This window comes from Acidimicrobiia bacterium, assembly GCA_009694375.1.
Taxonomy (GTDB): domain Bacteria; phylum Actinomycetota; class Acidimicrobiia; order Acidimicrobiales; family VFJN01; genus VFJN01.
This window is the reverse complement of sequence record SHVB01000001.1, coordinates 255,123-276,506: the sequence shown is the minus strand read 5'-3', so window position 1 is coordinate 276,506 and position 21,384 is coordinate 255,123. Positions and strand designations below refer to the sequence as shown.

At 68.0% G+C, this 21,384-nt stretch carries 18 protein-coding genes and 1 pseudogene; 9 read left to right on the top strand and 10 right to left on the bottom strand.

The window, feature by feature from the left end:
* Window position 1: 1 nt before the first annotated feature.
* Genes EXQ71_01345 through EXQ71_01315 form a run of 7 tightly spaced genes read right to left on the bottom strand, consistent with a single transcriptional unit; the run spans window position 2 to window position 7,193 of the window.
* Window positions 2-748, bottom strand: a complete 747-nt coding sequence (locus tag EXQ71_01345; GenBank protein MSO86148.1) for an acylneuraminate cytidylyltransferase family protein — start codon at window positions 746-748, stop codon at window positions 2-4.
* Window positions 745-2,097 carry a hypothetical protein gene (locus tag EXQ71_01340; protein ID MSO86147.1) on the bottom strand — a complete coding sequence of 451 codons (1,353 nt, stop codon included), beginning with the start codon at window positions 2,095-2,097 and terminating at the stop codon, window positions 745-747. Before EXQ71_01340 ends, EXQ71_01345 begins: the two co-directional genes overlap by 4 nt.
* Entirely contained in the window at window positions 2,094-3,218 is a 1,125-nt protein-coding gene (locus EXQ71_01335) for a glycosyltransferase (protein MSO86146.1), read from the bottom strand. Before EXQ71_01335 ends, EXQ71_01340 begins: the two co-directional genes overlap by 4 nt.
* The gene (locus EXQ71_01330) at window positions 3,215-3,958 is read right to left on the bottom strand and encodes a hypothetical protein (protein MSO86145.1); all 744 of its coding nucleotides are present in this window, start codon (window positions 3,956-3,958) and stop codon (window positions 3,215-3,217) included. The genes EXQ71_01335 and EXQ71_01330 overlap by 4 nt, the downstream gene beginning before the upstream one ends.
* Window positions 3,959-3,977: 19 nt before the next feature.
* The gene (gene neuC, locus EXQ71_01325) at window positions 3,978-5,159 is read right to left on the bottom strand and encodes a UDP-N-acetylglucosamine 2-epimerase (hydrolyzing) (GenBank protein MSO86144.1); all 1,182 of its coding nucleotides are present in this window, start codon (window positions 5,157-5,159) and stop codon (window positions 3,978-3,980) included.
* A gap of 7 nt (window positions 5,160-5,166) precedes the next feature.
* Complete coding sequence (locus EXQ71_01320) at window positions 5,167-6,138, bottom strand: hydroxyacid dehydrogenase (protein MSO86143.1); 972 nt, start codon at window positions 6,136-6,138, stop codon at window positions 5,167-5,169.
* Window positions 6,129-7,193 carry an N-acetylneuraminate synthase gene (locus EXQ71_01315; GenBank protein MSO86142.1) on the bottom strand — a complete coding sequence of 355 codons (1,065 nt, stop codon included), beginning with the start codon at window positions 7,191-7,193 and terminating at the stop codon, window positions 6,129-6,131. Before EXQ71_01315 ends, EXQ71_01320 begins: the two co-directional genes overlap by 10 nt.
* A 72-nt stretch (window positions 7,194-7,265) precedes the next feature.
* Here EXQ71_01315 and EXQ71_01310 point away from each other — a divergent pair, with 72 nt between their 5' ends.
* Window positions 7,266-8,210 carry a GNAT family N-acetyltransferase gene (locus EXQ71_01310; GenBank protein MSO86141.1) on the top strand — a complete coding sequence of 315 codons (945 nt, stop codon included), beginning with the start codon at window positions 7,266-7,268 and terminating at the stop codon, window positions 8,208-8,210.
* 57 nt (window positions 8,211-8,267) lie between these two features.
* Here EXQ71_01310 and EXQ71_01305 read toward each other — a convergent pair.
* Together EXQ71_01305 and EXQ71_01300 are read right to left on the bottom strand one after the other, a co-directional pair.
* Window positions 8,268-8,459 (bottom strand): annotated as a pseudogene (locus EXQ71_01305) (isocitrate dehydrogenase (NADP(+))).
* A 475-nt stretch (window positions 8,460-8,934) separates the two neighbouring features.
* Window positions 8,935-10,062: a glycosyltransferase family 1 protein gene (locus EXQ71_01300; GenBank protein ID MSO86140.1), complete on the bottom strand. Its 1,128-nt coding sequence runs from the start codon at window positions 10,060-10,062 to the stop codon at window positions 8,935-8,937.
* 43 nt (window positions 10,063-10,105) lie between these two features.
* Between EXQ71_01300 and EXQ71_01295 the strand changes: the two genes are divergently transcribed.
* From EXQ71_01295 to EXQ71_01280, 4 genes are read left to right on the top strand one after another with little or no spacing between them, the layout of a single operon-like run.
* A complete protein-coding gene (locus EXQ71_01295; protein ID MSO86139.1) occupies window positions 10,106-11,221 on the top strand; it encodes a glycosyltransferase in 1,116 nt (371 codons plus the stop codon).
* A gap of 21 nt (window positions 11,222-11,242) precedes the next feature.
* Complete coding sequence (locus EXQ71_01290; protein MSO86138.1) at window positions 11,243-12,067, top strand: polysaccharide deacetylase family protein; 825 nt, start codon at window positions 11,243-11,245, stop codon at window positions 12,065-12,067.
* Complete coding sequence (locus EXQ71_01285) at window positions 12,067-12,648, top strand: sugar transferase (protein MSO86137.1); 582 nt, start codon at window positions 12,067-12,069, stop codon at window positions 12,646-12,648. The genes EXQ71_01290 and EXQ71_01285 overlap by 1 nt, the downstream gene beginning before the upstream one ends.
* Window positions 12,645-13,265, top strand: coding sequence for a UDP-glucose 4-epimerase (locus tag EXQ71_01280; protein MSO86136.1), 621 nt, complete (start codon window positions 12,645-12,647; stop codon window positions 13,263-13,265). Before EXQ71_01285 ends, EXQ71_01280 begins: the two co-directional genes overlap by 4 nt.
* Before the next feature lie 12 nt (window positions 13,266-13,277).
* Here EXQ71_01280 and EXQ71_01275 read toward each other — a convergent pair whose 3' ends face one another.
* Window positions 13,278-15,014 (bottom strand): polysaccharide biosynthesis protein, encoded by a 1,737-nt coding sequence (locus tag EXQ71_01275; protein ID MSO86135.1) that lies wholly within the window; start codon window positions 15,012-15,014, stop codon window positions 13,278-13,280.
* A 285-nt stretch (window positions 15,015-15,299) separates the two neighbouring features.
* On the opposite strand from EXQ71_01275, the gene EXQ71_01270 reads away from it, so the two are divergent.
* Genes EXQ71_01270 through EXQ71_01255 form a run of 4 tightly spaced genes read left to right on the top strand, consistent with a single transcriptional unit; the run spans window position 15,300 to window position 21,379 of the window.
* Window positions 15,300-16,427 (top strand): aminotransferase class I/II-fold pyridoxal phosphate-dependent enzyme, encoded by a 1,128-nt coding sequence (locus EXQ71_01270; protein MSO86134.1) that lies wholly within the window; start codon window positions 15,300-15,302, stop codon window positions 16,425-16,427.
* Window positions 16,424-17,374: an NAD-dependent epimerase/dehydratase family protein gene (locus EXQ71_01265; protein MSO86133.1), complete on the top strand. Its 951-nt coding sequence runs from the start codon at window positions 16,424-16,426 to the stop codon at window positions 17,372-17,374. The genes EXQ71_01270 and EXQ71_01265 overlap by 4 nt, the downstream gene beginning before the upstream one ends.
* An 11-nt stretch (window positions 17,375-17,385) precedes the next feature.
* Complete coding sequence (gene mfd / locus EXQ71_01260) at window positions 17,386-20,784, top strand: transcription-repair coupling factor (GenBank protein ID MSO86132.1); 3,399 nt, start codon at window positions 17,386-17,388, stop codon at window positions 20,782-20,784.
* Between the two features lie 22 nt (window positions 20,785-20,806).
* Entirely contained in the window at window positions 20,807-21,379 is a 573-nt protein-coding gene (locus tag EXQ71_01255) for a hypothetical protein (protein MSO86131.1), read from the top strand.
* Window positions 21,380-21,384: the final 5 nt, after the last annotated feature.

The following is a 21,384-nucleotide window of genomic DNA, read 5'->3' as shown; positions in this document are numbered from 1 at the left end:
CTCAGTCGTCCTGGGGGGATTCGAGGAGAAGGTCGATCTCGGTGAGGCCTGCCCGCACCACCGCTTCGGCGAGGAGGAAGTCGAGTGGTTCATCGATGTTGACCGACCGCTCAGGCGGCATCGGGTAGGGGATCTCCGGGTTCCCCCACACCGAACCGCCGGTCACCGTGGGTCGGTGGGCCAGATAGATGGCGCCGTTGCGCAGGTAGGCGGGAGGAAGGTCCTGGCGCCGGGTGGGGACGTCATCGCCGGCGATGTAGGGCTGCAGGCGGTCCTGCGTCAGGCGCTTCACCCGCAGCGGATGGGCATCGAAGATCCGCACCACGCTCGTGACACTCGCCGCCGGGTTCGCAGTGGCCTCCAGGAGATCAACCGCCGCATCGATGTCCCAGCCGCGGCGAAACGGTGTGGTGGGTTGGAGGGTAAGGATGTAGTCGTAGGTGCGCCCGGTGGCTTCCTCGACGCGCTCGATGGCGTGCTGAATCACCGGCGCAGTGGGAGCCTCATCGGTGGCGAGGGCGTCGGGTCGGTCGATCACCTCGGCACCGTAAGAGCGAGCTACCTCGGCGATCTCAGGATCCTCGGTAGACACCACGAGGTCGGTCACCCGTTCACTCGCCCGGCCCGCCGCGATGGTGTAGGCGAGAAGCGGGTGGCCTCCCAACACGCGAATGTTTTTCCGCGGGACGCCACGGGACCCACCCCGGGCCGGGACCACCGCGAGGACCAGAGGTCGTGGATCGCTCATGCCACTCCGGACGGCTGTGCCCAATAGTCGAGTAGGGGCTCCGCGGGGTAGGGAGCCGACGCACACTGCTCGATCCACTCGGTGGCCCGAGCCACCGCGTGGGAGCCGCTGACGGCACACCACTCCTGCGCCCAGGCCATGAGTTGCTGGCGGGCGAGGGGGTCGGTGGCGGATTGACGGGCCTGGGCTACCGCGGCGGGCAAGTCGTTGTTCGAGGCGCACCGCCGGGCGTAGGGCTCGCGAATCATGAGGTACGACGGATCCCCCGCGGCGGGTGAGGCCAACTCGATCACCGGAACACCATGGGCCATGGCCTCCCACGCCACCCCGCTAGAGCGTTGGATCACGCACGGGTGGGCGTCCCGTAGCAGCTCGGCCGTCCAGCCGTGGTGCACCTCCCAGTGCGCGGGCCATAGATCGGCGTAGCGCCGCTGGTGGCGCATTCGAGGGTGCGGAGACACGACCACGGCCTCCGCCGCCTCCGCCACCGCCGCGACCTGCTCGCGCACCTCGGCGATGGGTTGGGGCCGAGGCGCGAAGATCACCGCCGCCTCGGGGTTCAGGTGCGGGGGGATCACCACCTGGGCCTGGGGATTGCCCACCACCGCGAGGGCCCCTCGAGCCCCGAGCGACCGATAGAAATCCACTTCTCGGGCCCCCCGCAATCCGGCGAAATCAGTGGGGAGATCGCGGTACTGGTAGGTGTCGGCCGCCGGGGCGTGGGGGAGGTAAGCGGTGGGGATCTGGCGTACCCGGGCGGCTTGGATCAACGCCCGTGAAGCGGTGGAGTGCTGGGAGGCCAGCACCACCAAACGCGGCTCAATGGAATCCAGCGCTGCCTCGGCGCGGGCGTGGGCCCGCACCGCGGCTTGCAGGGCCCGCTCAACAGCCTCAGGCACCCCGGCCGGAAGCGCCTGGCGTAGGGCGGCCCGCTCATGGCGGAGGTCGCGGGTTCCGGCGGTGAGCAGCGACAGCGGTGGGCGCACAGAGTGAGTCACGGGTGCCACGCCGCGGGTTCGGGCGGTGGCATCGATTACCGGCGCGAGGGTGGCCTGCGGGTTGGCCCCTTCGTAGGCAAACAACACGTTGTCCACGGTGGTGAGGCACGACCCGCGGGCTGTGGCCAGTGCCGCCAGCAGGGTGGTGATGGTGGGCCGGGCCCCCCGGCCTCCGCCTCGCCCCGGAGGCGCCGCCGAACCCCGGGCATGGTCGAGAAGCGCAGTGGGAGCGGCCGACCACAGCAGACCCCGCCCCAGGCCATCGCTGGCGATCGTGTGCAACAGCGCGTCCGCCACCTCCTCAAGCCCATCGGTGTTTGGGTGCCCGACCGATCGACCGGGATCGCTCATGGGACGACGCCGAGTTCCGCGTAGAGCTGGAGTACCAGCGGCGCCAGGGTTTCGGCGTTGCGCTCCTGGCCGAGGCGTTTGGCCACCAGTGCCCGGGCCTGGCGACCCTCAACATCGGCTACCGCCGCCAGCATCCGGTCGGCGAGGTCACGTGGATCGCCGGGCTCGGCCAGCCAGCCGGTCCCGTCTTGGCGGATGGTCTCACCGAGCGCGCCGGTATTGGACGCGATGACCGGGGTGCCGAAACTGTACGCCACGCGGACGGTGCCACTCTGGGCCGCGAAGGCCGGAAGGTAGGGGACCACCACCGCCCAGGCACGGGCGTACAGGGTGGCTTGGCGTTCGGGGGTGATCCAACCAATCTCCACGCGGATACGCGGATCATGTTGGGCGTGGCGCGCGATGAGCTGCTCGATCTCGTGATCACCGCGACCGGCAATCCGAAAAATGATCGGGGTAGCACGAGGAATCGAGGCGATGGCGCTGAGCAATACCTCAAGGCCCTTGTTGCTACGCAGGGTGCCGAAGAACAGCAGTTCCTTGGGATTTTCGGCGGGATGATCACTGGCCAGTTCCACCCGGGGGCTGGGAAGAGGGACCACCGAGATCCGTTCCGGCGCAATCCTGAACTCCTCGACGAGGCGGGTGCGGAGGCTCTCATGGGCCACGATGAGGCGGTCGGGCACGTTGTACGCCAATCGGTGAACCAGTGTCTCGATCGCGCGGGGTCCGCGTTGGTCGTGCGGGCGCACGTTGTGGACCGAGAGCACCAGCGGCCGACCTTTCCGCCGGAGCAGAGGCAGGGCGATCCAATCCGTGAACATGTTGAACGTGTGGAGGTGGACGAGATCAAAGTCGCCGTTGGAGATCTCGTGTTGACGGAACCGGGCGCGGTTTAACGCCACCTTGGCGCGACGGAACCGGGTACTTCTCCGAAAGAGTTCGTTGGCGGGAGCGGGGAGGTCGCGCACCATTGTGAGTTCGTCGTCTCGTTTGGGAAGACGCACCCCAAATCGGCTGTAAACCGAGTGCAGGACGAGGTCGGAGACCTGGCCCACCAACGCCTGGGCGAGTTCGATCTCCGACGCGTTGTCGAAGGGGGCGTACCAGTAGATCCTCATGACTGGCCGGGTCGGCCCCGCCCATCCACGCCGATCACATCCACCCGACCGAGGCGTGGTTCCACGAATTCGATGATCGATGCGTCGCCCTCGACCGAGAGCGAGATCGGGCGTTGCAGATTGCGGGTCAAGAAGCGCACGTTGTTTTCCCGGCCGTCCACCACGATCACGGTTCCCGGCAGCAACGTGGGCTCCATGAGCAGAATGTCGGCGGCCATCACCGTGCGCTCCGGGGCGGAGAAATCGAGGCCGTTGACGGCCCCGGTGACGTCGGCCGGATCAGGGCCGTCGAGGTAGATGAAGTCGGGGACCACATTGGGAAGGGTGTCGTAGGTGTGACACAGTCGCCCGCCGAAGGTGGTGGCCGACACGGTGCTGTGGCTCAGGTGCACGCGGGCAGCAAGATGGGCGGGAAGGCGCGAGGCCGTATGGTCGATCCATCGCTGATTGGCATCCACGCTGAACACTTGGAACAACTGCGAATTGCGCGCCAGCCGGGTCCGTAGTTCCTCGCCGTGGGTTTGTTCGTTCTGATCCATGGCGTGGGCCAGGGCGATGGTGGAGCAGCCGATCCCGAACTCGACAACGGTGACACAGGGTCGGGTGCGCACCAGGCGGTGGAGTCGGACGAGGTCATTGACATCGGGACGGAGCGCCACCGGGTCGGCGGGGAGGTTCTCGAAGAGGGACCGGAGGCCGGAGGCACCCCAGTAGTCCTCGTCCTCAGCGGGGGTGTTCATACGACGTCATCCTCCATCCTCAATAGGTGAGGCGCTTCTCGATGGTGAGTGCACAGGTGGCGAGCACCTCCGCGATCCGCCTGCCCGCCTGCCCATCGCCGTAGATGTGTACGCCCGGCGCCGGTTCGGTAGCCAGGTGGCGCTGCACGGCGGCCACGATCTCATCGCTCGAAGCGGGTACGTCGATCACGTTGGGGCCGCGCTCCCGGCCGTGCTGCCGAGTGCCGATGTTCACCACGGGCACGCCTAGGTAGGAGCACTCGCGTATGCCCACGCTGGAGTTGCCAATGACACAGCGAGCCCGACTGATCAGCCGCAGGAAGTCTTCGGGGGGGAGGTTCTTGAAGAAGTACACGTGCGGGAGATCGTATTCCTCTCGGAACTGTCGGATGCGTTTGGAGATGCGATCGGAACCGGCGTCTACGTTCGGCCAAAAGAAGAACACCGGCAGATCCATCTGCGTAAGGGCGGCGAGGGTCGCATCGATCTGTTGGGTGGCATCGGCGTACTCCGTGGTCACCGGGTGCTGCATGATCACGACGTAGTCCTGATCGACGCTGAACTCCTCGCCCACCCCGGCGTAGCGGTCAAACGGATCGAACGGTTCTGTCTCCCGGGCCACTCGATCGGCGAGGTCTATCGACGGGCAGCCGGTGAGGAACACGCTGGCGGGCACCTCACCCATGCGCACCACTCGTTGGCGGGCTAGTTCGGTGGCCACCAGGTGGATGTCGGCCAGTTTGGTTACGGCGTGGCGAACCTTCTCGTCGATCGAGCCGGTGATCTCACCCCCCTGCACATGGGCGAGGGGAATGTTCATGTACGACGCGGCAATGGCGGTGGCGATCGTCTCGTAGCGGTCGGCCACGCTCACCACGACGTCGGGCTGGAGGCGATCAAAGATCGAAGCCAGCTCCACCACGCCCAGGCCGGTGGATTTGGCGGTGGTGACGAGGTTTTCGCCTTCCACCACCATGTAGGCAACCGCGTCGGGTTCGAAGCCGTCGGCCCGTATGACATCGATGGCCGGGCCGTAGCGTTCGAGCAGCGCCGATGCTCCAACGACCAACTGCAGTTCGAGGTCGGCCCGATCGCGCACGGCTTCGAGGACGCTCTTGATGCGGGCATAACTCGGTCGAGCGGTGACGACAACGCACACCTTGCGCAACGAGGCCTCCTGGTGGGCAGACAATGGATGCATCGTGTGTTCAGGCCTCCTGGGAGACCAGCCCCCGTAGGCGTTCAGCCAGGAATACCTCGGTGCGGTGCATCGATTCCCAGGTGGCCCCGGCGATGTGAGGCGTCACGATAGCCCGGTCGGGGTGTTCGCTGGCGAACCGCAGCAATGGGCCGCCGGGAACACCGTGGGGGCTGCGTTCATCCTCGAGCACATCTACCGCCGCACCGCCGAGGTGGCCGTCGCGCAGGGCGTCCACCAGCGCTGCCTCGTCGATGATCGCTCCCCGGGCCGTGTTGACTACGAGCGCCCCGGGGGGGAGGAGGCCACATTCGGCTGCACCAATGGCGTGGCGGGTGTGCTCGGTGAGGGGAACGTGCACCGTCAGGATGTTCGCGTGGCGGAGCAACTCGGGCAGCGAGGCCACCATCGTGACCCCTGGGGCTGAAACCGGCTCCGTGTCGTAGGCGATGACCGGCATCTGAAAGGCGACGCCGTAGCTCGCCACGATGCGTCCGACCCGCCCGAGGCCGAAGATCCCCAGTTGCTTCCCGGCCAGTTCGCTACCCCGGAAGGCGTCTCGATCCCACCGGGTGTGGCTGCTCGCCGCCGCGACGGGGAGTTTGCGGGCCAGGGCCAGCAGCAGGGCCCAGGTGTGCTCGGGGGTGGCGCGCACGGTGCGGAGAAATTCCACCTCGCCCTGCAGCGTGATCACCTGGATGCCTCGCTCGGCCGCCGCCGTGAGGTCGATGTGATCTGTGCCCGTGGTGGGCGAGGCGATGTACCGCAGGTGTGGGCCGGCCGCCATGACCGCCGCATCGATCTCGTGCCCGAGCCGCACCACCAATACACCGGCGTCGCTCACTGCGTCGAGAAGGCCGTGGCGGTCGAAGGGACCGTCCACCACCGGACCGATCTCGGTCAGGATGGCGCGAGCCTCCGGGGCGTAGTGGACGGGCTCCGCGATCACGACGTGGTGGCGGGAGGCGTTGATCAATGGGATGGGTCGGCCAGGTCGTCGACGGAGAGTGGGTGGCCAGCGGGCACCGCCACGCGCAGCGTGCGGCCCACGATGACCTCCCGCTCGGTGGCGGGGATGCCAAAGGCCGGCTTCTTGGCGGTGAGGTCATCGTGAGTGAGCACGGTTCCCTCGGCCAGGGCTCGGGCGCTGATTAGGGACTTGCCGAATAGATTGCGCACCTCGGACAACTCGGCGGCCACCGCGTCTTTGTCTACCGGGGCGGCGCGCGCCCGCTCGAGGAATCGCACCCCTTCCACCAGGATTTTTAGCTCATCGGGTTCCAGGGCCACCGGCGAATCGGGCCCAAACATGCGCCGCGAGAACGTCATGTGCACTTCCAGCACCACCGCCCCGAGGGCCACCGCCGCCAGGCCCGGGTAGATCGTGCCGGAGTGATCCGACAGGCCCACGGCACAGTCAAAGCGGCGGCGGAGATCGGCGAGCACGTTGAGCCCCAGTCGCTCGGGCGGGGTGGGGTACATCGAGGTGCACTGCAGAAGCACGGGTTCGCTCCCGGCAGCTCGGCAATGGTCCACGGCGGCCGCGATGTCGGCATAGGTGGACATGCCGGTGGAGATGAGCACGGGTACGCCTTCGTTGCCGAGGTGGCGCAAGAGGTCCGACGAGAGGCTTTCACCCGAGGAGATCTTCCAGGCTGCCACCCCGACCCGGCGGAGCAACTCCAACGCCTCGGTGGAAAAAGCCGAGGAGATAAAGCCAAGGTTGTTCCCATCGCAATGGTCGCGCAGGCCCTGCCACTGGGGTTCGGTGAACTCCATGCGCTGCCAGTAGGCGTAGCGGTTGGTGTCTTCGTAACTGAAGTTGATCCGCCATGGCTCCTCGGGCGTGCTCTCGGCCGCCGCGATGTGGGTTTGGAACTTGATGGCGTCAACCCCGGCCTCGGCGGCGAGATCGATGAAGGAGTGCGCCAGGCCCAGGCTGCCGTCGTGGCCCTGGGCTACCTCGGCGATCACCGCACAGCGATCATCTTTGATGTTCAGAACCGGCGCGGCGGGGTCGGTCGTGCGGGTGGCCATAACACCGCTGATGCTACCCGCCCGGTTGGGGTCGCTCCCGAGCCGAGGGCCGTCGGGCATGATGCAGGCCAGATGGCGTCTGACGAACTGACGATCCGGCCCAGTGTTCCGGGGGACCGGGAGCAGGTGCTGGCCGTGGCCGCGATGGCCCTCGGATGGGCCGATGACGAGCGTGATCGCGAGTTTTTTCGATGGAAACACGACGAGAATCCGGCGGGTCTTTCGCCGGCGTGGGTGGCCGAAGACGGCGGTGAGGTGGTGGCGTTTCGGACGTTCTTGCGCTGGTCCTTTCGGAGCCGAAGTGAAACGATCGCCATGGGTCGGGCGGTGGACACAGCCACGCATCCCGCCTATCAGGGGCGTGGTCTGTTCCGCCGACTCACCCTCCAGGCGGTAGGGGACCTCACGGCCGCGGGGGTGGATGCGATCTTCAATACCCCCAACGAGCAGAGCCGGCCCGGCTACTTGAAGATGGGGTGGCACGAGTTGGGGCGGCCGACGATCGGGATGCGTCCCGCCACTCTGTGGCGGTTGCCAATCTTGCGGCAGGCTCGCACGGCGGCGGAGAAGTGGTCCGAGCCTTGCGCCATTGGGGAGCCAGCGGCTGAGGTGCTGCAGGATCCCGCGGTGGCTGCCCTCGGCGCGGGCCTGCCGGTGACGGGGTGGTCCACGCCGCGCTCGGCGGCCTATCTGGCCTGGCGCTATTCGTTCGAGCCACTCCAGTACCGCGCCATCGAGGCGGGCGGGGGGCTGGTGATTTTCCGTGTGCGCCGTCGCGGCCCGGCACGCGAGGTGGCCATTGTGGAGTGGTTGGCGCCCCGGCCCGATCGGGCAGCCCTGGGTCGGCTGGTGCGGGAGGCGGGCGACTACGCCATCGGGATCGGGTTTGGTGCCACCCACGGTGTGTTGCCCCTGCGCCACCGGGGGCCCATTGTGACCTGGCGACCGCTGGCGCGTCCGGCGGTTCCCCCGCTCGGTGACCTGGCCTTTTCACTCGGCGACCTCGAGCTGTTCTGAGCGTGATGCTGCGCCAGATCGACCTGTCCCTGGCAGCCATGGCCCTGGTGGCCGGGGGGGCGGCGGCGGCGGTGGCGGTGGTGAGGGGTCGATCCCGGGTGGGGGTGATCGCCGTGTTCGCGGCGGTGTTGGCGGCCCTCGTGGCCGACCGCCGGTTCGTCGGTGGTACACCGACGCCGGTGGTGCAGGAACTGGGGGTGGGGGCGGGCGTGGGAGCGTTGGCCCTGGCGGTGGTGGTGGGACGGGGGGCGTGGCGCTTGCCGGGGGAGCCGGTGGATCGAGTACCTCCGGTCCTGTGGCTCGTGGTCGCCTCCCTGGTGGGGGTGTGGGCGGCTGTGCCCGAAACCAGTACCGCCATCGTGGCGACGGGTGTGAGTGTGGGAGTGGCGGCGGTGCTGGCCCTGGGTGGGTTGAGGCTTTCCCGACCGGCGGTCCTTGTGGTCAGTGTCCTGCCGGTGGTGGCCGCGTACATAGGGGCGGCCGGGAACGCTCACGCCCTGGTGGGTGGCGGTCTGTGCGTGACCACCCTGGTGGTCCTCGCCGTGGCGGCACCGATGCGACCGCTGGCGGGTTGGTGGTGGCGCGGGGGAGTGGCGGTGCACCTCGCGGCGGCGTTGGTGGCGGCCCGCCAGATCGCCATCCAGCGAGATTGGGCGAGGACGCCGGGGTGGGCGGCGGTGGTGGTCGCTCTGGCGGTGGCAGCGGCGGCCTGCTTCCGGGCCGCTCAATCCGCCGAGGAGTCATAGGCGGCCAACACGCGGGCGACCACGGTCGCTTCGTCGAAGTCGGTGACGGCTTTGGCCCGGCCCGCGATGCCGAGCGTGCGCCGGGCCGGCTCGGCGGCGCAGAGACGCAGCGCGTCGGCGAGGGCACCGGCATTTCGCACGGGTACCAGGGTTCCGGTCACCCCGGGGTCCACCACCTGGCGGCAGCCGCGAATGTTGGTGGCCACCACCGGCAGGCCGCTGGCGGCGGCTTCCATGGCGGCTCGCGGGAACCCTTCGCGATGCGACGGGAGGCAGAAGAGATCCATGGCCGCGTAGAGCCGCTCCACATCGGGCCGGTGACCGGTGAGGATCGCGCCGTTCGCGGCGGCCCGCTCGAGGACAGCGGGGGCGAGGGCATCGGATTTGTCGGGCTCGTGGGGCCCCACCAGCAGGAGACGAAACGGCGGTCCCACGATGGCTATCGCGTTGACCAACTCTTCGATGCCCTTCTCGGCCACCAGGCGCGTCACGAGGCCCACCACCACATCGTGGGGCTGGAGGCCGAGCGCGGCGCGTTCGGCCTGCCGTTGGGCCTCCTCGGCGGGCTGGAACCGGTCGAGGTCTACACCGTTGCCCAGGAGCCGAAGTTTCCGGCGCGAGGCGATATGCCAACGACCCATCAATTCCAGGTCTTCGGGGTTCTGGACCAGCTCCACATGGCTGAAGCGGCTGGCGATGGCCTCGAGGGTGTAGACGAGTAGCCGTTTGGGAAGCCGGTCGTCGGGAGCGGCGTAGAGGCCGTGGGTGGTGTGCACCACACGGGGCACTCCGGCGAGGCGCCCCACGAGGCGGCCGTACAGACCCGGCTTGGGAGTATGGGTGTGGAGCACGTCGGGGCGTTCGTGGCGCAGGATGCGCCAGAGCGATCGGGCCGCCCGCAGGTCCTGGCGGAGGCTCATGGCGCGGGTGGAGCCCGTGAGTTCGACGAAGCGCATCCCGCGTTCTTCGAGGAACGCCACGTCGGGGCCGCGGGCACTGATGCCGAGCACTTCGTCCCCGGCCGCGAGGCTTCCGTCGATCTGTGCCAACAGCAGGTAGCGCAACGACAGGTCAACGGTGGTGAGGTGGGCGATCTTGCGGGACACGATCCGGCAATCCTGGCACGGGTGGGGCGGGTACGGTTCCGTCGTGGATACGTCCCGTGCCGTGCGCGTCCTTCACGTGATCAAGGGTCTTGGTCCCGGGGGGGCGGAGCGCCTGGTGGTGTCACTGGCGGCGGTGGCCAACCCCGCCGCGGTGCACTACGAGGTGGCGTACCTGCTGGAGCGCAAGCAGCACCTGGTCCCCGAACTCGAAGCGCTCGACGTGAGGTGCCATCGGCTGGCCGGCCGAGAAGGTATGTCGGACCGTCGTTGGCCGGGGCGGTTGCGGGCCTTGGCCCGTGGCTTCGACGTGGTCCATTTCCATTCCCCGGCGGTGGCGGCGGTGGCCCGGCCGGTGTTGCGGGCGCAACGCGCCCGACCGGTGTTGGTGTCTACCGAACACAACCTCTGGGGATCCCACGGAGTGGTTACCCGCACGGCGAACGCGCTGACACTGCCGCTGGATCGGGTGCGCTGGGCCGTATCGCGCGAGGTGGTGGCCTCGGAGTGGTCGCCGTGGCGGGCCAAGACCGAAGTGCTGGTCCACGGTGTGCCCTTGGCACCCTTGGTGGCGCGGCGCGTCGAACGCGCCGCCGCCCGCGCTCGACAGGGTTGGAAAGACGATCACATCGTGGTGGCCATCGTGGCCAACCTGCGGGCCAACAAGGACTACCCCACGCTGTTCGCCGCCGCGGCCCAGGCGTGCGCTGAGGAGGAGCGTCTTCGGTTCGTGTCGGTAGGGCAGGGTCCGCTGGAGGCCGAACTGCGCGCCGGCCTGTTGGCCTACAACCTGGGTGAGCGGGTGGTGATGCTCGGCTACCAAGCCGATCCGGCGGCGGTGGTGGTGGGGGCAGATGTCTTCACCTTGAGTTCTCGCCATGAGGGCCTCCCCATCAGCCTGCTGGAGGCCATGGCCTTGGGGGTGCCCCCGGTAGTGACCCGGGTGGGCGGGAACATGGAGGTGGTGACCAACGAGGTGGATGGCCTCCTGGTTCCCCCGGGCGACCCCGCCGCGCTGGCCATGGCCTACCTTCGCCTCGCCCGATCGGCCCCCGATCGGGCCCGATTGGCGGCCGCCGCTCGGCATCGGGTGGAGCACTTCGACATCGCTCGGACCGCCCGAATCGTGGAGGCTCGCTACGCCGGCCTCCTCACCCCCTGAGCCGGTCGTAGCATCGCCACCGTGGGAGCCCGGGAGATGGCCAAGCAGGGGATCGGTGCGGCGGTGAAGGTGGCCGCTGCCGGTGCCGACGCGCTGCGACCAAGCGCCCCCGGCCTGGTCATCCTCATCTACCACCGCGTCGGAGGGCACACCGCCTCGGCGGTGGATCTCACCACCGCGGGGTTCGACGCGCAGGTGGGGGAGTTGGCGGCCTCGGGCCGACTCGTCACTCTCGACGAGGGCATCGCCCGTCTGGAGGCAGGGACTGTGGCGGATCAACCCGTCGTCCTCACCTTTGATGACGGCACCACGGACTGGGTGAGCGAGGCCCTTCCGGTACTGGCTCGCCACCGGGCGCCGGCCACGTTCTACGTGGCCACCGATTTCATTGAGGCCCGCCGTCCCTTCCCCGGGGAGGGTGCTCCCATCTCTTGGGACGGCCTGCAGGAACTCGTGGCATCGGGCCTCGCCACCATCGGCTCCCACACGCATACCCACGCCCTGTTGGATCGGGTCGACGGGCCGAGCGCGGCGGGAGAACTCGACCGCTCTATTGACCTGATCGGTGAGCGCCTCGGGGTGACGTGCACCCACTTTGCCTATCCCAAGGCCCTACTGGGATCGCCGGCGGCGGAGGCGGAGGTGCGGGCGCGCTTTCGGTCAGCGGCCGTGGCGGGGAGTCGGGCCAACCCCAGCGATGGCGACCGGTACCGACTGCACCGCACCCCGATCCAGGTGGCCGACGGTCTGCGCTGGTTCCGGCGCAAGGCCAGCGGCGGCATGCGACTCGAAGACTCCGCCCGTCAGTTGGTCAATCGCCGCCGTTACGCCCAGGCCGGTTCCTGATGCGGGTGAAGCGCCTGTTCGATGTGGTTGGCTCCGGGTTGGCGTTGTTGGTGGTGGCGGTACCGATGGCGATTATCGCGGCAGCGGTGCGGGTCACCACGGGTTCCCCGGTGTTGTTCCGGCAGCGTCGGCCGGGGCGGCACGGAACCCCGTTCACCATCATGAAGTTCCGCACGATGCGCTCTGGCCCGGGGGAGGATGCAGAGCGCCTCACGCGGGTGGGGCGCTTGTTGCGCTCCAGCAGTCTCGATGAGTTGCCGGAACTGTGGAATGTGTTGCGTGGCGACATGAGCCTGGTGGGGCCCCGCCCGCTCCTGATGGAATATCTGGAGCGGTACTCCCCCCGGCAGGCCCGTCGTCACGACCTTCGCCCCGGCCTCACGGGCTTGGCTCAGGTCCAAGGGCGCAACTTGGTGGCGTGGGAGGACCGATTCGAACTCGACGTGCAGTATGTCGAGACCCGCTCCTTTGCCCTGGATCTGGCCATCATCGCCCGTACGGTGGGGGCGGTCCTTCGCCGGGAGGGCATCAGCGGGGAGGGTTCGACCACCATGGCACCTTTCCAGGGGAGCGGTTCATGAGCATTGTGATCGTGGGGGCAGGCGGACATGGGCGCGAGGTCTTCGACGTGGTGGAGGCGTGCGGTGGCTCGTGTTTGGGCTTTGTGGATGACGGCTCCCCCGACCTCGAACCACTGCGGCGTCGCGGTGTGTCGGTACTCGGCAACGTGGGTTTCCTCGCGGAACTCGACGCGTTGGTGCTTCTGGGGATTGGGGAGAGCGCCACCCGCCGCCGGGTGGGCGACACCCTCGATGCCCACCGCGCCCTGCTTTGGTCCCCGGCGCTGGTGCACCCGTTGGCCTCCACTGGCAGCGAGGTGGAGTTAGGTGTGGGCACGGTGCTTTGTGCCGGGGCGCGTCTCACCACCCACATCACCATTGGTCGCCACGGCTACCTGGGGCCCAACGCCACGCTGGGCCACGATGCGATCCTGGAGGACTACGTCACGGTGTTGCCCGGGGCGACGGTGAGCGGTGCGGTCCATCTGGAGAGCGGGGTGTCTATCGGCACCGGCGCCCATATCCTGCCGGGCGTGCGAGTGGGCGAGGCGGCCGTGGTGGGTGCGGGAGCGGTGGTGCTAGCGGATGTGGCCCCGGGGGCCACGGTGGTGGGCGTACCGGCGCGGCCGATCCGTTGATCCCGCTCGGGATCAATCCTGGGGGGCGGTCACAGGGGGTTGATCCATGTTTCGGAGGAGATCCTTGAGGAGCACCTCGCTACTCGAGGAGGTCAGGCCCACCACGGCGGTGGCGGCTAGGGGAGGAACCTTCACGATGGCGATGAGCGGATGGGCCGAGGGCCGGGGATGTTCCTGGATCCCCTCGAGGACCTCGTGGAGTTTCTCGCCCGGGCGGAGACCGGTGTAGACGATCTCGATCCGACGGTCGGCTTCGGCGATTAGGCGTTGCGCCACGTCCACAATCCGCACGGGTTCGCCCATGTCGAGCACCATCGCCCCGCCCTGCTCGCCGATGGCCCCGGCCTGGATCACGAGTTGCACGGCTTCTTCCACCGTCATGAAATACCGGGTCACCTCAGGATCGGTGACGGTGATCGGACCCCCCATGGCGATCTGGGCTCGGAAGGCGCCGAGCACTGAACCACGGCTGCCGAGTACGTTCCCGAAGCGCACCGAGATGTAATCGCCGCGTGCGGTTCCGGCGGCGGCGGCGGTGAGGCGCTCCGCCACGCGCTTGGTGGCGCCCAGCACGCTGACGGGATCGCAGGCCTTGTCGGTAGAGATGTTCACGAACGTGTCCACGTCGTGATGCATGGCGAGGTCCAGCAGGGTGGAGGTACCCCACACGTTGGTCTTCACCGCCTCGCTGGGGTGCATTTCGCACAGCGGCAGGTGCTTGAGGGCCGCCGCGTGGAACACCACCTCGGGGCGGTGTTCCTGGAACACTTCGGCCATGCGTTCGGCGTCACGGATGTCGGCCACGACGAGGTCGCGACTGTCGAGCAGGGCCCGACCGTCGATCGACATCTGCACGGCATGCAAGCCACTCTCGTCACGGTCGAGCATCACCAGTGCCGATGGCCCGAAGCGGTGTACCTGGCGGCAGAGCTCCGACCCGATGGACCCGCCGGCACCGGTGACGAGCACGCGGCGTCCAGTGAGGTACTTGGCAATGCCGTCGATGTCGGTGTCGATCTCTCGTCGGCCCAAAAGGTCGGTGGTGGTGAGGGGACGAATGTCCTCCACGCCGATGTTGTCGTCGAAGCGGCTGTTCATGGCGGGCACCGCCATCACCCGCAACCCGGCGGCGGTACCAAGGGCGGCCAGTTCCCGTACGAGCGGACCGCTGGCGGAGGGGATGGCGATGAGCAACACGTCGGCCCGGAGATCGGCGGCCACGGTGGCGAGGTCGACTTTGGTACCGCGCACACGCACCGACCGGATTCGCAACTGCGACTTGCGGGGGTCGTCGTCGAGAATCCCCACCGGCAGATAGGGGCTCGAGGGGTCTCGCAGCATGGCGGTGATGACCTGATCGGCCCCCTCGCCGGCCCCGAACACGAGGACCCTCGCCGCTCCGATGCCGCTGGGCCGCCGACCACGATCGATCAGCACGCGCCATCCGTAACGCACGGCAGCCATGGCCACCAGCGCGATGAACACGGCTGCCACGGGCACGCTGATAGGCACCCAACGGGTGGGAATATCGACGAGCAGGAGGGCACCGACCGCCAGCAGAACCGTTTTCAGGAGGGCCTCGATCTCCTCGAAAGAACCCAGGCGCCACCGACCCATGTAGAGCCCCTGCCAGAGCCCTACGACTACCTGGATCGACACGGTCAGGGCGATGGCCAACCACACCCCAGCGGTGCCGATGCGGCCAACATTGAAGTCGTAGCGCACCCAGATCGCTAACCACATCGCCATCGCCCAACTCAGTGAGTCCCACCCCGCCAGCCAGGCGAATCGGTACTCAATCAGGGCCTCGTAGCCCCTCCTGGGCGCGACCGAACGTGCCTCGCCCGCTGTTTGATCGTCCCCCCCGGGCGTAGCGTGTTCTCGCTCCACTCTGCTTCCGTTCTCACTGTTTGGCGCTGTTCGTGGGCGAATGTCGCCACGAGCGTGCGGATACTGGCATCCTGAACAGTGCCTGGACCCCCAACAACGCGCCCGGATCTTACCCACCCCTGACTCCGATCTGGAAGGGAACCCGTGTCACGGATTTTCCTCTCGCCCCCCGAGGCGGGCCCCGCCGAACGCCAGCGGGTGCTCGCCGCCATGGACTCAGGCTGGTTGGCGCCCGCCGGGCCGGACCTGGCGGCCTTCGAACAGGAGGTGGCCCAGGTGGTGGCCCGGCGCTACGCCGTGGCGCTGAGCAGCGGCACGGCGGCCTTGCATCTGGCCTTGCTCGTTCACGGCGTGGGGCCCGGTGACCACGTGCTGGTATCGGATCTCACCTTCGCCGCCTCGGTGAACGCAATCCGCTACGTCGGGGCCACCCCGGTACTCATCGACAGTGATCCCGATACCTGGAACATCTCGCCGGGGCTGCTCGCCGAAGAACTCGAGGCCCGCCGGGCGGCCCCGCCCGCGGCGGCCATTCTGGTGGACCTCTACGGACAGGCGGTCGATCATCACGCCATCGCCCCGCACCTCGCCGCCCACGGTGTGGTGCACCTCTCCGATGCCGCCGAGAGCCTGGGGGCCACCTATGACGGTGCGCCGGCTGCCTCGTTCGGGGAGACGGCGGCGCTGTCGTTCAACGGCAACAAGATCATCACGACCACCGGTGGGGGAGCGCTCGTGACGAACGACGCGACGGTGGCCGAGCGGGTGCGACATCTCTCCACCCAGGCTCGCGAGCCGATGGTTCATTACGAGCATGTGGAGGTGGGCTACAACTACCGCCTTTCGAACCTTCTGGCCGCGTTCGGGCGGGCACAACTCGCCGATCTCGACCGAAGGGTTCAGTGCCGCCGGGCCATCTTCGACCGCTACGTCGCCGCCCTCGGGACGCTGGCGGGCATCGGGTTCATGCCCGAGGCGGCCACCGGTCGCACGAACCGCTGGCTCACCTGCATGACCATCGATTCCACGGTGGCCGGCTGCACCCCCGCTGCGGTGCGGGAACATCTCGAAACCCTCGACATCGAGGCCCGTCCCACCTGGAAGCCGATGCACCTCCAACCGGTGTTCGCCCAGTGTCCGGCCCGGCTCGATGGCACCTCGGCTCGGCTGTTCGCATCCGGTCTCTGCTTACCGAGCGGCTCTTCGCTCACCCCCTCGGACCAGGATCGAGTGATTCAGGGCATCCTGGACGTCATGGAGGCCCACTCGTGAAGGTCGTCGTGACGGGAGGGGCTGGGTTCATCGGGGCCAATCTGTGCCGTCAACTGCTCCTCACTGATGGGGTGTCGGAGGTCGTTGCCCTCGACGACCTCTCCACGGGGGTGGCCGCCAACCTGGCGGGAACCGCCGCGGCGCTGGTGGTCGGCGACCTCGTAGACCCCGTCGTGCTTGATGAGGTGTTGCCGGGCGCCGCCGCCGTGGTGCACCTCGGGGCATTGCCATCGGTGCCGCGATCGCTCGAGGATCCGCTGGCCTCGCACCACGCCAATGCCACTGGCACCCTGCAGGTACTTGAGGCCGTCCGCCGTCACGGGGTGGGTCAGATCGTGGTGGCGTCGTCGTCGTCGGTCTACGGCAACAACCCTGCCCTGCCCAAGACCGAAGATCTCGTGACCATGCCGTCCTCGCCCTACGCCGTATCCAAACTCGCTACCGAGGCCTACGCGCTCTCCCATGCGGCTTGCTTCGGTTTCGGTGCGGTGGCCTTCCGGTTCTTCAACGTATTCGGGCCACTCCAGGCCGCGGGTCACGCCTACGCCGCGGTGGTGCCAGCCTTCGTGTCGGCCGCGCTGGCCGGGGAACCGGTGGTGGTGCACGGTGACGGCGGCCAGACTCGCGACTTCACCTACGTCAGCTCGGTGTGCGAGGTGCTCGGCGCGGTGGTGCGCGATCGTCTGGTGAGCGACCGCCCGGTGAACCTCGCCTTCGGAGGTCGGGCCAGCCTGCTCGAGGTGCTTGACGTTCTCGAACGGATCCTCGGCCACCCCATCGAGCGCATCCATACTGCCGCGCGCGCGGGTGATGTACGGGATAGTCAAGCCGACCAAACCGTTCTGCGCGCACTGGTGGCCGGCACTGATCCGGTGATCGAACCGGTGGCTCTGGAAGCAGGCCTTCGCCACACCGTGGACTGGTTCCGTACCGGTCCGTCGGGCTGAGGAACGCCCCCATGTTGCTGCGCGATCTCCCGGCCTTGCTGCGCGATGAGCCGGGCTTGGCATCGGTTCTCGGCCGGTCATCGGCCCTGCTGGCCGTCCCCGAACCGGCGCGCGCGTTGGCGATCGCGGGCCTGGCTACGCAGTCGGCTCGCCGTCCGATCGTGGTGGCCACGCCCACCCGCGGTGATGCAGATCGCTTGGCTAACGACTTGCGGGCCTACCTCGGCCACGATGCGGTGGACACGTTTCCGGCCTGGGAGACGCTCCCCTTCGAGCGCGTATCACCCTCGGTGGAGACCATGGGCCGCCGCCTGCGCACCATGTGGCGTCTACGGGATGCCGAACGCGCCCCGCGCGTGGTGGTGGCGTCGGTGCGGGCCCTCGTGCAGCGCCTCGGCCCGCAGGTGGAAGACACGGAGCCTTTGGTGGTGCGGCGGGGGGAACAGCGCGACCGCGACGACCTGGTACGGGCCCTGGTGGACGCGGGCTATCACCGGGAGGCGGTGGTGGAGCACCGCGGCGAGGTGGCGGTGCGGGGGTCCATCATCGACGTCTTCCCCTCTACCGCCGACCGCCCGGCGCGCATCGACCTGTGGGGCGATGAAGTGGAGCGTCTCACCGAGTTCTCCGTGAGCGACCAACGCTCCACCGAGGACCTGGACCACCTGGAAGTGTTCGCCTGCCGGGAGCTCCTACCCACCACCGAGGTGCGCGCCCGCGCTGAGGCGTTGATCGCCACCGATCCCTGGGGGCGCGAGCAGTGGGAGCGTCTTGCTCAGGGTCAGCGGTTCGACGGCATGGAGTCATGGTTGCCTTGGCTCGCCGATGGCGAACACGTGCTCTTCGACCTGGTGGGTTCCGGGGCCCTGGTGTTGCTGTTGGAGCCGCGGCGCATGCGCGACCGGGCCGCGGATCTCCTGGCCGAGGAAGCCGATCTCGCCGGCACGCTGGCGAAGACATGGGGGGCGACCGAGGCCGGCGGGGAGCATGGCTTGGCGCGCTTATATTTGCCCTTTGATCGGTTACTCACCCACACCGATGCCCCGGTATGGACGGTGACCACCGCCGCGGAGCGCCCCGATGTAGCCACCGTCACCGCCATGGGTATCGATGCCATCGCCGGCGATCCCGGGCGGGTTGTGCGGCAGTTGGCGGGCCTGGCTGCCGATGGCTACCGCATCGTGGTGGCCGCCGAGGGGGAGGGCTCGGCGGGGCGCCTGGCCACGTTGTTGTCCGAACACGGCCTGGTGCCCTCCATCGACATCAGCCCGCTTGAGCGCGGCTGCATTCTGCCGGCCATCAAAGTGGCGGTGGTGACTGAACACGACCTCACTGGCCGTCGCCGCGCTCACCGGAAGGTGCGACCGCCGCGTCGCGATGCCCAGGGCTTCTTCGACGATCTGAAGGCGGGGGATCACGTGGTGCACCATCAGCACGGCGTGGCCCGGTACTCCGGCATGGTGAAACGGGCGATCGGGGGAGTGGAGCGCGATTACCTCCTTCTCGAGTACCGCGGTGACGACAAACTCTATGTGCCGTCGGATCAAATCGATGCCGTGCGCCACTACACCGGCGGCGACTCCCCGGCGCTGTCGCGCCTCGGCGGGGACGGTTGGCAACGGGCCAAGGCCCGGGTGCGTTCGGTGGTGTCGGAGATCGCCCAAGAGTTGGTGGTGCTCTACCAGAAGCGCATCAGCGCTCCCGGCCACGCCTTCGCCCCAGACTCACCCTGGCAGCGCGAACTGGAGGATGACTTTCCCTTCCAGGAGACCCCCGACCAGCTCACCGCCATCGGAGATGTGAAGGCCGACATGGAGGCCGAGTACCCCATGGATCGCCTCGTGTGCGGCGACGTGGGGTTCGGCAAAACCGAGGTGGCCATTCGGGCGGCTTTCAAAGCCGTGCAAGACGGCAAGCAGGTGGCGGTGTTGGTGCCCACCACGCTGCTGGCCCAACAGCACCACGCCACTTTCGCCGACCGCTTCGCCGGCTATCCGGTGCGGGTGGAGGTGCTGTCGCGTTTCCTGACGGCGGCACAGGCCAAAGCGGTAGCCCGAGCGGTGCACAGCGGCGAGGTGGATGTGGTGATCGGCACCCATCGACTGCTCTCCGAGGACATCAAGTTCAAGGACCTGGGACTGCTGGTGGTGGACGAAGAGCAGCGTTTCGGGGTGAGTCACAAGGAGCAGATCAAACAACTCAAGATCGGCGTGGATGTGCTCACCCTCACGGCCACTCCGATTCCGCGTACCCTGGAGATGAGCCTCACCGGTATCCGGGACCTCACCTTGTTGCATACGCCACCGGCGGACCGCATGCCGATCCTTACCTTCGTGGGGGAGTACGACGACCGCGCCGTGGCGGAGGCCATCCGGCGAGAGTTATTGCGTGAGGGACAGGTGTTCTACGTGCATAACCGGGTGCAGGACATTGAGCGCACCGCCGAGCACGTGCGCGACCTCGTGCCGGAGGCTCGTGTGGCCATTGCTCACGGGCAGATGGACGAAGGCACCCTTGAACAACTCGTGCTGGCGTTTTCCGAGGGGGATTACGACGTGCTCGTGTGCACCACCATCATCGAGAGCGGTATCGACATGCCCACGGTGAACACGCTGGTGGTGGATCGGGCCGATCTGCTCGGACTGGGCCAGATGCATCAACTCCGCGGCCGGGTGGGACGCTCTGGACAACGGGCCTACGCCTATTTGTTTCTCCCGGCTGATCGGGTCCTCAGCGAGGCTGCCTACGAACGCCTCAAGACGATCGGCGAGGCCACCGAGTTGGGCTCGGGCTTCAAGATCGCCATGCGCGATCTTGAGATACGCGGGGCCGGTAATCTCCTGGGGGTGGGCCAGTCGGGCCACATCGCCGCCGTGGGTTACGACCTCTACTGCCAGATGGTTAGCGAGGCCGTGGCGGAGCTGAAGGGCGAGCCGGTGAGGGAACCAGCCGAGATCAAGTTGGATCTGCCCCTGGCCGCCAACTTGCCCCGTGACTACGTGCAGAAGGAAGAACTGCGCCTTGAGGCCTATCGACGCCTGGCAGCGGTTACCACCGATTCCGAAGTGGCCGACATTCGGGCCGAATGGGAGGACCGCTATGGCCCGTTGCCTCTCGAGGCCGAACAACTCCTCGCCGTGGCGCGCCTGCGTGCCGAGGCGTCCCGTACCGGCCTGCGGGAGGTCACCGTGGTCAAGCCCTCGGGCTACGGCGGGCAGCCCTACACGGCCCGGCTGTCGCCGCTGCCACTCAAGACCAGTCAGCAGATCCGCTTGGCCCGCCTCCATCCTCGGGCCATCTACAAAGAGGCGGAGCAACTCCTCATCGTGCCGGTGCCCCAGCAACTTCATCCGGCCGATGCTCTGGTGGATCTGTTGCGCCAACTGGACCCGGTTCCCATACTGACCTGACCCATCACTAGGCTCGCCGTTCGTGCCCCGCCGCCTGTGGATGTTCGCCCCCTTCGCCCTGGTTCTGCTGTTCTCGGCGGGCTGTGGCAACGAAGCCGACTCGGCCATCCGGGTGGGGGATACCCGGATCAGCTACGCCGAGTTTCAGAAGGAACTCGACGAATGGGTGGGCAACGACGTCCTGCTAGACCCCCGGTTGACCGAGGCGCCCGCTCCCGGGGCCTACCAGGGTGATCTCGTGCGGGGCCTCGCTGCCCAACGCATTGACTTCGAACTCACCCGGAGCGAATTCGAGGCCCAGGGCCTGGTGCTGGATGACGCCATGCGCGCCGAGGTGGTCACTGTGGTGTTCGGCGACCAGGCCACCGCCGATACGCAGTTGGCGGGGTTCTCTGCCTCGTATCGGGTGGCGCTCATCGACTCCCTCGCTCGTCAGATCGGGCTGTCCAGCGCGCTCGGCGAGGATGACTACCCGGCCTGGCGCGTCGCCGCTCTCCAAGATACCGACATCGCTGTCAGCCCCCGTTACGGGCGCTGGGACAGCGGTACGGCCACGGTGATAGCACCGTCGGTTGTCGCGCCGAGCGGAACCTGAGGCGG

Excerpts from the sequence above, each read along its gene's own strand:
- EXQ71_01345 (MSO86148.1), bottom strand. The coding sequence starts at position 748 with ATGAGCGATCCACGACCTCTGGTCCTCGCGGTGGTCCCGGCCCGGGGT.
- EXQ71_01340 (MSO86147.1), bottom strand. The coding sequence starts at position 2,097 with ATGAGCGATCCCGGTCGATCGGTCGGGCACCCAAACACCGATGGGCTT.
- EXQ71_01335 (MSO86146.1), bottom strand. The coding sequence starts at position 3,218 with ATGAGGATCTACTGGTACGCCCCCTTCGACAACGCGTCGGAGATCGAA.
- EXQ71_01330 (MSO86145.1), bottom strand. The coding sequence starts at position 3,958 with ATGAACACCCCCGCTGAGGACGAGGACTACTGGGGTGCCTCCGGCCTC.
- neuC (MSO86144.1), bottom strand. The coding sequence starts at position 5,159 with ATGCATCCATTGTCTGCCCACCAGGAGGCCTCGTTGCGCAAGGTGTGC.
- EXQ71_01315 (MSO86142.1), bottom strand. The coding sequence starts at position 7,193 with ATGGCCACCCGCACGACCGACCCCGCCGCGCCGGTTCTGAACATCAAA.
- EXQ71_01310 (MSO86141.1), top strand. The coding sequence starts at position 7,266 with ATGGCGTCTGACGAACTGACGATCCGGCCCAGTGTTCCGGGGGACCGG.
- EXQ71_01285 (MSO86137.1), top strand. The coding sequence starts at position 12,067 with ATGCGGGTGAAGCGCCTGTTCGATGTGGTTGGCTCCGGGTTGGCGTTG.
- EXQ71_01280 (MSO86136.1), top strand. The coding sequence starts at position 12,645 with ATGAGCATTGTGATCGTGGGGGCAGGCGGACATGGGCGCGAGGTCTTC.
- EXQ71_01275 (MSO86135.1), bottom strand. The coding sequence starts at position 15,014 with ATGGCGATGTGGTTAGCGATCTGGGTGCGCTACGACTTCAATGTTGGC.
- mfd (MSO86132.1), top strand. The coding sequence starts at position 17,386 with ATGTTGCTGCGCGATCTCCCGGCCTTGCTGCGCGATGAGCCGGGCTTG.